The organism is Pseudoalteromonas sp. SR45-6, from assembly GCF_014163545.1.
GTDB lineage: Bacteria > Pseudomonadota > Gammaproteobacteria > Enterobacterales > Alteromonadaceae > Pseudoalteromonas > Pseudoalteromonas rhizosphaerae.
Window position 1 is genome coordinate 1 of record NZ_JACJDM010000195.1, and the last position, 414, is coordinate 414.

Genomic DNA, 414 nt, shown 5'->3' on the forward strand with positions numbered 1-414 from the left:
TTTCAATTTGCATCCATCAATGGCAAACATGTTACGCCCTATCAAGCCTTCTTCGTCGCATATCATCAGTACTTGCGTAAACAGCGGTTCAATCTGTTCGTGCATTTTGGCCACGAATCCCGCTACAGATGTGTAATGAGGTTGAATATCACCCGACACACTCATGAACAAAATATTCGTCTCACACGCCTTCGCAATACGGCGGCTACTAACCAAACCATGTGCGTAACCAAGTAAAATAATCTTTAGCATCACTGAAGGAGGATACGCAGCAGCGCCCGTTTTATCATTGTTATACCACGCGTCAAAGCCCGACAAATCGAGTTTATTTTCGACAATATAACAAAGCGCATACTCAAATGTACCTGGCAATATTTGCTCAGCAAAATTGATTGGAATGAATTTATTTTGGCA

1 protein-coding gene is annotated in these 414 nt (G+C 42.0%); it reads right to left on the reverse strand.

Annotated features, from left to right (window positions below):
* Positions 1-414: transposase (locus H5158_RS22885; protein WP_259399487.1), on the reverse strand; the 414-nt coding region annotated here is incomplete at both ends.